6 protein-coding genes are annotated in these 10,707 nt (G+C 71.5%); 4 read left to right on the forward strand and 2 right to left on the reverse strand.

Going from position 1 to position 10,707, the window contains the following annotated elements; all coding sequences use genetic code 11:
- Nucleotides 1-276 precede the first annotated feature (276 nt).
- Both DSY14_RS12220 and DSY14_RS12225 read right to left on the reverse strand, forming a co-directional pair.
- Entirely contained in the window at nt 277-1,857 is a 1,581-nt protein-coding gene (locus tag DSY14_RS12220) for a VWA domain-containing protein (protein ID WP_211716644.1), read from the reverse strand.
- A gap of 17 nt (nt 1,858-1,874) precedes the next feature.
- The gene (locus DSY14_RS12225; RefSeq protein WP_211716634.1) at nt 1,875-3,041 is read right to left on the reverse strand and encodes a hypothetical protein; all 1,167 of its coding nucleotides are present in this window, start codon (nt 3,039-3,041) and stop codon (nt 1,875-1,877) included.
- A gap of 154 nt (nt 3,042-3,195) precedes the next feature.
- Here DSY14_RS12225 and dnaG point away from each other — a divergent pair, with 154 nt between their 5' ends.
- The 4 genes from dnaG to DSY14_RS12245 form a co-directional block, all read left to right on the forward strand.
- Nucleotides 3,196-5,082 (forward strand): DNA primase, encoded by a 1,887-nt coding sequence (gene dnaG, locus DSY14_RS12230; protein ID WP_211716635.1) that lies wholly within the window; start codon nt 3,196-3,198, stop codon nt 5,080-5,082.
- Between the two features lie 104 nt (nt 5,083-5,186).
- The gene (rpoD, locus tag DSY14_RS12235) at nt 5,187-6,272 is read left to right on the forward strand and encodes an RNA polymerase sigma factor RpoD (RefSeq protein ID WP_211716636.1); all 1,086 of its coding nucleotides are present in this window, start codon (nt 5,187-5,189) and stop codon (nt 6,270-6,272) included.
- Nucleotides 6,273-6,406: 134 nt separating this feature from the next.
- Complete coding sequence (locus DSY14_RS12240; protein WP_307851198.1) at nt 6,407-7,732, forward strand: glycoside hydrolase family 18 protein; 1,326 nt, start codon at nt 6,407-6,409, stop codon at nt 7,730-7,732.
- A 65-nt stretch (nt 7,733-7,797) separates the two neighbouring features.
- Nucleotides 7,798-10,707, forward strand: a 2,910-nt coding sequence (locus tag DSY14_RS12245) for an FAD-binding and (Fe-S)-binding domain-containing protein (RefSeq protein ID WP_211716638.1), incomplete at its 3' end; no start/stop codon positions are given.

Genomic DNA, 10,707 nt, shown 5'->3' on the forward strand with positions numbered 1-10,707 from the left:
GCGCCGGAGGACGGCCCTGCCGCGACCCGGGGAGAGCGGCGGGCCACGGGCCGTCACACCGTGGAGGCCGACGTCTCCCGCCGTGCGGTGCGGCGCCCCGGCACGCACCGAAGCCCCGGCGCGGGCCCCGAACAGCGGGAACGACGGCGGGCCCCACCGGACTCCGGCCTCCTCGCGGCCCGCGCTCGGCCGCCCATGTGAAGGGCGGGAGTCCCCGGCACCTCCCGGACCCGCCGAGGCACGGCCCGCCGACCGCCCCACCGGCGGCGGCTCGGGTCACTGGTACCCGCGGATCTCCCGGAAGACCTCCTCCAACTCCAGTTCGCGGGCGTCGAAGACCCGCCCCCCGGTGCGCGAGGACAACCGCTCCAGCTCCCCGGCGTCCGCCTCCCCGAACAACACGGTGAACACCGGAGCCGCCGCGACGTGCGCGGGCAGCCCGTCCAGGGAACCGAACAGCTCCTCCAGGCCCATGCCCTGGTTGACCTCACCGTCGGTCATCAGCACCACCGACAACAGGTGGTCGTCCTCCCCGGCCTCCTCCAAGAGCCCGTAGGCCCGGTCCACGGCGTCGTAGGCGGCGGTCTCGCCACCGGTCTCCAGCCGCGCGATCCGCTCGGACAGGTCCGCGCGCACCTCCTCCGAACCCTCCGGCTCCACCACGAACGTCCGCGGCTCCTCGGGCCGGTCCGCGAAGGGCAACAGAGTCACCTCCTCCCGCTCCTGGAAGGCCTGACCCCGGGAGGACAGCGGTCCCTCGTCCGCGCCGCTCAGCGCGGTCAGCGCACCGCGCAGGTCATCGATCCGGTCCCCGGCCATCGACCCCGACACGTCCAGCACGTACACGGTGCGGGCGGGGCGGCGCAGTTCGGCGAAGTAGGTCGCCACCAGGTCCTCGACCACCTCCCGTTGGGCGGGGAACGGGAGCTCCACCACCGGTGGCGGGTCCCGGTCCGCGGCCCCGGCGACGACCGGCCGCCGGAACGTGGTCGCGGCGATCTCCGCCTGGACCTCCTCCGAGAGCAGGTCCGCCACGATCCGCTCGTAGGCGTCCACCGCCCCCTCCGAGGCGCCCGCCAGCAGGGTCAGCGGATAGTCGGCGGTCACCACCCCGTCTTCCGGGTACACCAGGGCCAGATCGTCCCCGGCCACATCCGTCCCGCGCGAGAGCAGCACCGACTCGTAGTTGAGCACCCCGTCCAGCGCCGAGTGCTCCGATTCGGCCTCGGAGTCGCGCCGCGCCACGAACGCGTCCATCAACCATCCCGACGAACCGGCGGTGAGCCCCTGACCCGAGAAGAACTCCCGCAGACGGTCCTCCACGTCGGCCACGTCCTCACGCTCCAGGGCCGCGCCGGTGTCCGCCATCGCCGCGGTCGCACCGACCAGCGCGGAGAACCCCGAGTTCGAGGCGGCCGGACTCGACATCCCGTAGGTCAGCCCGTCCTCCACGACCGCATCGGTGATGTCCTCCCAGGTCAAGTGGGGCAGCGCCCCGTCCTCCACGGTCCAGCCGAACGCCTCGGCCCGCGACTCCCACACCCCCATCACCACGGGGGAGAGCATCACCGACGTCTCGGTGTGGATCGCCGAACGCTCCTCGTCGACCAGGTGGAGGTAGCGGTTGGAGGGGAACCACACCGCGTCGAAGTCCGCACCGCGCCCGGCCACCACGCGCTCGGTCCCGTCCAGGGTCCCCGCGTACTCCAGCTCCAGCCGCACCCCGGTCCGCTCCGTCGCCGCCGCCAGCAACGGCTCCATGTCGGCCACCTCGCTGCCGGCCAGTACCCGCAGCGTCGCGGTCCCGTCCTCGGCCGTGCAGGCGGTCGAGGCCAGCAACCCCAGCGCCACGGCCATCGCTCCCACGCGCCGCCTCACGACCGACCACCCCCGGCGCGACCCGCGTCCGCCTCGTCCACCGCGGGGACCGCCCCCGTGTCCTCGTAGGCCGTCTCTATGGCGTTCAGCAGGGCCTCCAGAGCCTCGTGCGCGGGGGTGTTGACCACGTCGTCGATCCGTGGACGCACGGGCAGTCCGTGCGCGTCCACCAGGTCCTGGAAGAGCGCGGTGTCGTCGGTGCGGTACCCGTGCTCGGACACCAGCTCCCGCAGTTCCGGGTCCTCCGTCAGCGACCGACCGACCTCGTCGCCCGCCGTGGTGAACGGGACGACGGTGTGCGTGGAGTACACCGTCGGCTCCGGGTACATGAGCACCGCGTCCTCGGGGAGCGCGGGGCCGAGCACCGCCGCGTGCACGTACTGGGACTCATAGGCCCACAACAGCGGCGTGTGCCCCGGCCCCAGGTCCCGGAACTGTTCGAAGGGCTGCTGGGAGGACTCCGGAGGCTGACCCTGGGCCAGGAACAACCGGGCCAGGGTGTCGGTGAGTTCCTCGTCCACGGCACCGGGAGAGACGACCTCCTCGCCGTTGAGCAGGTAGGACAGCACCGCCACGTGCATCGCCGCCGAGTTCGAGGTGCGCGGGTCCGTGGTGCGCGCCAGGACCTCGTTGCGGTTGCCCGTGCCCACCGAGTCCCCGGGAAGGTCCCGCCAGCGGGTGCGCTCCTCGGTCAGCTCCAGATAGGCGGCCAGGTCGAAGGACCACGAACCGTCCTCGGCCACCCGCGCCACCTCGGCCTCCCGCAGCGCCTCCGCCAGAGGGGCGTGGGTGAGCATCACCATGGGCGTGCTGAAGGGCCGGTACTCGGTGGTCACGCCGTGCAGGTCCCGCACGTGCTCGGACGCGGCCGTGGAACCGGGGGAGACGAAGTCCGACGCGTCGGCGCCCTCGGCCATCGACCGCGACCCCCGCGGCCGGACACGGACGTCGTACCCGAGCTCGGCGAACCGCGCGCGCACCCGCTCGTCCTCGAACAGGGCCACCTTCTCCGAGCCCACCACCCCCTCGACCACCACGGGCGGGGCGGCGAACCGATCGAGGGCCACGAACCCCAGCGCCACGACCAGCATGACGACCAGGGCCCCGCCCACGAGGACGACCCATCTTCGAAGCCGGTCCGACCGGGACACCGGATCACGCACCTGGGCGGGCCTCTCTGGGGGGAACGCGGGGGGACCCTCCCACTCTCGCGCCCCGTTCCGTCGCGTGCCCCACGCCCGGATGACACCCCGGTGGCGCCCGGGCGAACCCACGGCGGTGGTCCGAGCGTGCCCGGAGCGAACTACGCTGACAACCGTGGCCGGACGGATCAAGGACGAAGACATCGCACTCGTGCGCGAGCGCACGCCCATCGCCGACGTCATCGGCGAGTACCTCCAGTTGCGCAACGCCGGAGGCGGATCCCTGAAGGGACTGTGTCCCTTCCACGACGAGAAGTCGCCCTCCTTCAACGTCACCCCGGCCAAGAACCTCTACTACTGTTTCGGCTGCGGCGAGGGCGGCGACGTCATCTCGTTCGTGCAGAAGATGGACAGTCTGAGCTTCGTCGAGGCCGTCGAGGCCCTGGCACGCCAGACCGGCATCACCCTGCGGTACGAGGAGGGTGGACGCAGCACCCCCCGGCGCGACGAGGGCAAACGCCAGCGGCTGCTCAACGCCCACAGGGCCGCCGCCGAGTTCTACGCCGAACAGCTCCTCTCCCCGGGGGCCGTGACCGCCCGACAGTTCCTCGACGAACGCGGATTCAACCGCGTCCACGCCGAACAGTTCGGTCTGGGCTTCGCCCCCGCCGGCTGGCAGAACCTCGTGGACCACCTCCGCCGCCAGGGCTTCACCGACGCCGAACTCATCGAGGGCGGCCTGGCCAGCCAGGGCCGCCGTGGAGCCTACGACCGCTTCCGCAACCGCCTGCTGTGGCCGGTCCGCGAGGTCACCGGCGAGGTCGTCGGGTTCGGCGCGCGCAAACTCGACGCGAGCGAGGACGGCCCCAAGTACCTCAACTCCCCGGAGAGCCCCATCTTCCACAAGGGGCGGCTGCTCTACGGGCTGGACCTGGCCAAACGTGAGATCTCCCGCAAGGGCGAGGCGGTCATCGTCGAGGGCTACACCGACGTCATGGCCTGCCACGAGGCCGGCGTGACCACCGCCGTGGCCACCTGCGGCACCTCCTTCGGCGAGGACCACCTCAAGATCCTGCGCCGTATGCTGCTGGGCCGCTCCAACCAGGGCGGTCGCGTCGTGTTCACCTTCGACGGCGACAAAGCAGGGCAGAAGGCGGCCGTGCGCGCCTTCGCCGAGGAGCACGGGTTCACCTCGGAGACCTTCGTGGCCGTCCAACCCGACGGTCTCGACCCCTGCGACCTGCGTCTCCAACACGGCCCCCAGGCGGTGGTCGACCTCGTCGGCGGCGCCAGCCCGCTGTACGAGTTCATGATCCGCACCATCGTCGAGGGCTACGACCTGTCCACCGCCGAGAGCCGCATCGCCGCTTTGGACGCCGCCGCGCCCGTGGTCGCCAGCATCCGGGACGAGGGCGTGCGCCGCACCTACGGAAAGAACCTGGACCGTTGGCTGGGGCTGATGGACGAGGCGTTCGTGCTGCGCAGGGTCCGTCAGCACATGGGGCAGGGACGTGGTCGCCCCGGCGCCCCGAACCCCAACGCCGCGGCCCCGGCGTCGACGCCGGACGCCCGGGAGGCCCCCTACGACCTCCGCGACCCGTCGGTGCAGCGGGAACGTCAGGCGCTCAAACTCGCCATCCAACAGCCGAACCTGGCCGCGGGCTTCGACGCGCTGGGGGAGGAGGACTTCACCGTCCCCCAACACCAGGCGGTGCTGCGCATCATCCGGGACCGCGGCGGGGTGTCCTCGGTGGCCGACCCCCAGCACTGGCCGATCTCCCTGCGGGAGGCGGCACCGAACGAACTCCAACGCGATTTCGTCACGCGCCTGGGTGTGGAGGAGATCGAGTTCTACGGAGAACTCGACGGGCATTACACCCGGGAATTGTTGAGCACAATCAAGACTCATTCCATCAATCGGCGCGAGTCAAACCTAAAATCCGAGCTGCACCGTCTCGACCCCGCCTCTCAGGCCGAGGAGCACAACCGCGTCTTCACCGAGCTCATGCAGCTCAACCAGCAAAAACGCGCGCTCAAAGAGTCCGGGATCGAGGGCATGTAGCACGAGGGTGACAATAATAGTTCTCCCTATCGCGCTAGCCTTGTGCGCACAATGGGATGGTGTCTCCCACGGTTGTGACCCAGGAAATACCGCCCATTCGGCAGGTGGTCCGTCTCCTTCCCGACGAAGGCCGGGGAACGGTCAGTCGAGGGGAGGTCGCCTCGGCGTTGGAACGCCTCGACGCGCCCCCCGACTCCCTGGAGCGGACCATCTCCGGTCTGTCCCGGGCCGGGGTCGAGGTGGCCGAACCGGAGGAGGTCCCCGTCCTCCTGGACCAGGGCCGCCGCTCCGGCTCCGACCTGGTCCGGATGTACCTGCGGGAGATCGGTCGGGTGCCCCTGCTCACGGCGCGGGAGGAGGTGGAGCTGGCCAAGGCGATCGAGGCGGGACTGTATGCGCAGCGCAGGGAGCCCGATGAGGGCCTCTGCGACGCTGAGGAGCTCACCGACCTGGTCGAGGAGGGGCGGCGGGCCAAACGACGCCTCATCGAGTCGAACCTGCGGCTGGTGGTGTCGATCGCCAAGCGGTACATGGGGCGCGGCCTGATGTTCCTCGACCTCATCCAGGAGGGCAACCTGGGCCTGATCCGCGCGGTGGAGAAGTTCGACTACACCAAGGGCTTCAAGTTCTCCACCTACGCCACCTGGTGGATCCGCCAGGCCATCACCCGCGCCATCGCCGACCAGGCCCGCACCATTCGCATCCCGGTGCACATGGTCGAGACCATCAACAAGCTGGTCCGGGTCCAGCACCAGCTCCACCAGCAACTGGGCCGCGAACCCAGCGTCGCCGAGATCTCCTCCGTCGCCGGTTGCGGCGGTGAACGGGTCCTGGAGATCCAGCGCATGGCCCGCGAACCCGTCTCCCTCCAGGCGCCCATCGGCGACGAGGAGTCCGACTTCGGCGACTTCATCGAGGACTCCGACGCCGTGGTCCCGGTCGAGGCGGCCGCCTTCACCCTGCTGCAGGAGCAGCTGCGGGTGCTCCTGGGTGACCTGTCCGAACGCGAACGGCGCATCATCCGGCTGCGGTTCGGCCTGGCCGACGGTGACCCGCACACCCTGGAGGAGGTCGGCCGGGAGTTCGGGGTGACCCGGGAACGCATCCGGCAGATCGAGGCCAAGACGCTCGCCAAGCTCCGCCACCCCTCACGGGCCGGCACACTCAAGGACTTCCTGCGCAGCGGCTGAGCCTCGCGGCGCCCGCGAACGCGCTACAACGTTCGGGCCCCGCCCCGGGTTCCCCGCGTCAGGGGAACGGCCTCATGTGGCCGACCTGGGACGAACCACCACCCCGCCCCCGCCGTTCCCCCTACGGTCGTGGTGTGAACGCCCTGCCGACACCCTCCAGGACCCGACCGGCCCCGGGCCGGCGCCCGCTGCTGGTGCTGGGAGCGGCCACCGTCGCCGTCGTGCTCCTCGTGGGGACCATCGTGCTCCTGAACAAACGACCGCTCGAACGCATCGGCTACTTCGCCGACTGGAACGTGGCCAACCGGGGCTACACCGTCGAACGGCTCCGACAGAGCGGAGCACCCGAACACCTCACCCGGCTCATGTGGGCCTTCGGTGACATCGACCCCCAGGGCTCGTGCCACATCCCGCGAGACAGTCACGACCAACCCTGGGAGCTCTACCAGCGCCGTTACCAGGCCCACGAGAGCGTCAGCGGCGAGGCCGACGACTACGAGCAGGAACTGGCCGGAAGCCTCAACCAACTCCGCCAACTGCGCGAGCTCCACTCGGGCCTGGGCGCCAGCCTGTCCCTGGGCGGATGGAACTGGTCGGTGCACTTCTCCACCGCAGCGCGCACCGAGGAGTCACGTCGCGCCTTCGTCACCTCCTGCCTGGACCTGTGGCTACGCGGAAACCTGCCGGTCCGGGGCGAGGAACCCCAGGGCGGCGACGGCGTCGCCGCGGGGGTCTTCGACGGCATCGACCTGGACTGGGAGTGGCCCGGAGGCCAGGGCAACCCCGCCAACGTGGAACACCCCGACGACCCGGCCGCCTTCACCCTCCTGGTCGCCGAGTTCCGCCGCCAGATGGACGAACTCTCCGCGGAGACCGGACGCGAGTACGTCCTCTCGGTGTCCCTGCCCGGCGGCGCGCAGCACGCCGAGGCCTACGAGCCGGAGATCTTCGACCACGTCGACTTCGCCACCGTGCAGGGCTACGACTTCTCCGGCCCCTGGAACGAGCACACCGCCCACCACTCCAACCTCTACCTCCCCGGCGACGACGGAGGGAGCAACAGCGTCGACCAGGCCGTCCAGCGCTACCTCGACCTGGGGGCCGACGCCGACCGACTGGTCATGGGCATCCCCGCCTTCGGCCGCGGCTGGCAGGGGGTCCCCGGCGCGGAGAACGGCCGCCACCAGGCCGCCGAGGCGCCCGCCGACGACGACTACGACGGCCCCACCCGGAGCTTCACCGACCTGGAGGCCATGGACGGACGCCGGTTCCTCGACGAGGAGGCCGGCTCCTATTGGGTCTACGACGGCGACGAGTGGTGGACCTACGACAACCCCGAGGTGATCGCCCTCAAAGGCGACTACGTGCTCGAACGCGGCCTGGCCGGAATGATGGTCTGGAACCTCGACATGGACGCCGACGGGGCACTGGTGCGCGCCATGGACGACGCCCTGGGCTGAGACGGCCCCCGCGTCGCCGCGCGGCGTGGTTGCCAGGACGACGGACACCACGCCACGCTGTGGGCATGGCCGACCCGCACAGCACCACCGCACGTCCGGATCTCGCCGCCCTGCGCAGGGACCTGGAGGACTCCGTCCACGGGACCGTCGCCCTGGACGCCGGAACGCTCGCCCTGTACACATCCGACGCCTCCAACCACCGCCGAGTGCCCCTGGCCGTGGTGATCCCCGAGACGATCGAGGACTGCGTCGCCGCGGTCCGCGCCTGCGCCGCGCACGGGGTGCCCGTGATCCCTCGCGGGGGCGGGACCTCCATCGCGGGCAACGCGATCGGCACCGGCGTGGTCATCGACACCTCACGCCACCTGCGCACCATCGTCGAGGTCGATCCCGCCGCGCGCACCGCCACGGTCCAACCCGGGGTGATCCTCGACGACCTGCGCGCCGCGGCGGCCGAACACGGCCTCACCTTCGCGCCCGACCCCTCCACGCACAGCCGATGCACCATCGGCGGCATGGTCGGTAACAACGCCTGCGGATCGCACTCCGTGGCCTGGGGCACCACCGCCGACAACATCGTCGCCCTCGACGTGCTGTTGTCCGACGGCACCCGGATGACGGTCGGCTCCGGCCACAGCGCCGAGGAGTACGCGGCCCTGGCGCGGCGTCCCGGGCGCGAGGGCGAGATCCACGCCGCCTTGGGCCGCCTCGTCGAGGCCCACCGCGCGGAGATGCGCACCGCCATGCCCGAGTTCCGCCGTCGCGTCTCCGGCTACGCGTTGGACCGTCTGTTGCCGGAGAAGGGGCGTGACGTGGCCGCCGCGCTCGTGGGCACCGAGGGGACCTGCGTGATGGTCCTGGGCGCCACCGTCCGCCTGGTGGAGGCCCCGGCCGCCCGGGCCCTGGCCGTCCTGGGATACGAGAACGCCCCGGCCGCCGCCGACGCCGTCCCCCACCTGCTCGAACACTCCCCGCTCACCGTGGAGGGCATCAACGACCGCATGGTCGCGGCCCTGGACCGCAAGGGCTCCCGCTCCCGCGTACCGCTGCCGCTGGGCGGGGCGTGGCTGCTGGTGGAGATCGCCGGGCAGGACCCGAACGACGCGGCGGCGGCCGCCGAGGCGATGCTCGCCGACCTGGAGCACGACGGTCGGCCCCGGGACGCCACGGTGGTGGTCGACCCCGCTCACCAGAAGGCGCTGTGGCGTATCCGTGAGGAGGGCGCCGGGCTCACCTCGCGTACGCCCACGGGCGCCGAGGCCTGGTCCGGCTGGGAGGACGCCGCGGTGCCCCCGCAGAACCTGGGCGCCTACCTGCGCGACTTCGAGGACCTCATGGCGCGCCACGACCGCTACGGCGTGGTCTACGGCCACTTCGGCGACGGCTGCCTGCACGTGCGCATCGACTTCGAGCTCACCCACGAGGAGGGCCGCCGCGCGTACCGGGCGTTCATGGAGGAGGCCGCCGCGATCGTCGTCCGCCACGGCGGTTCCCTGTCCGGTGAGCACGGTGACGGCCAGGCCCGCTCGGAGCTGCTCGCCCGCATGTACCCGCCGGGTCTGATCGAGGCCTTCGCCGAGTTCAAGCGGATCTGGGACCCGGCCGGGCTGATGAACCCCGGCATCATCGTCGATCCCCTCCCGTTGGACGCCGACATGCGGGTCGCCACCGACCTGCGCCCCGAACTGCCCCTGGTCTCCCGGACCACCCTGGCCTACACGGAGGACGACGGCGACTTCGTCAAGGCGCTGCGACGCTGCTCGGGCGTGGGCAAGTGCCGTCGCCAGAGCGGCCCCGGTGTGATGTGCCCCAGCTACCAGGTCACCCAGGAGGAGAAGCACTCCACCCGCGGACGCGCCCACCTGCTGTTCGAGATGGCCAATGGTGAGGTGATCACCGACGGGTGGCGCTCGGAGGAGGTGCGCGAGTCACTCGACCTGTGCCTGTCCTGCAAGGGCTGTCTGAGCGACTGCCCGGTCAACGTGGACATGGCCTCCTACAAGGCCGAGTTCCTGCACCAGCACTACCGGGGGCGGCTGCGCCCCGCCGCGCACTACTCCATGGGCTGGTTGCCGGCCCTGGCCCGCGTGGCGGCGCTCGCGCCCACCGAGACCAACCGGCTGATGCGCCTTCCCGGAATCTCCACCCTGGCGAAGAAGGCCGCCGGCGTGGCCGCCCGCCGCGAACTGCCGGCCTTCGCCCCCACGACCTTCACCCGGGCCTTCCGGCGGCGTCTGAACCGCGGTGAGGGGCGCCAGGGAGGCCCCCGGGTCGTCCTGTGGCCGGACACCTTCGGGAACCTCCTCAACCCCGGGGTGCTCACGAGCGCGGTCCGGGTCCTGGAGGACGCCGGCTTCACCGTGGTCCTGCCCAAGGGACAGGTGTGCTGTGGACTGACCTGGGTGTCCACCGGGCAGCTGGACGTGGCCCGCGCGGTCATGCGCCGGGCGGTGGCGTCCCTGGAACCCCTCGTGTCCCAGGGGCTGCCGGTGGTGGGGCTGGAACCCAGCTGCACGGCGGCGCTCCAACACGATCTCGTGGAGTTGCTGCCGGGCGAGGAGAGCCGCAGGATCGCCGGGGCCGTCCACACCTTCGCGGGGTTCCTCAACGAGCACGCCCCCGACTGGACCCCGCCCCGGGTCGACGCCTCCGCGCTGGCCCAGGTGCACTGCCACCAGCACGCGGTGAACGGGTTCGACGCCGACCGCGAGCTCATCGCCCGCGCCGGGATCGACGGCGAGGTCCTGGACTCGGGCTGCTGCGGACTGGCCGGCGACTTCGGTTTCACCGAGGGGCACTACGAGATCTCCAGTGCCATCGGTGAGCGCGAACTGTTGCCGCGGGTGCGGGCGGCGGCGAGCGACACCCTCGTGCTGGCCGACGGCTACAGCTGCCGCACCCAGATCGAACAGGGGGCCGGGCGCAGGGCCCTGCACCTGGCCGAGGTGCTCGCCGCGGCGCTGGACCGGCGGGGG

This window comes from Nocardiopsis sp. MG754419 (assembly GCF_018207095.1).
Lineage (GTDB): Bacteria > Actinomycetota > Actinomycetes > Streptosporangiales > Streptosporangiaceae > Nocardiopsis.

Bases quoted from the DNA above. Each gene is read 5' to 3' on its own strand.
- DSY14_RS12220 (WP_211716644.1), bottom strand. From the start codon at position 1,857: ATGGCCGTGGCGCTGGGGTTGCTGGCCTCGACCGCCTGCACGGCCGAG.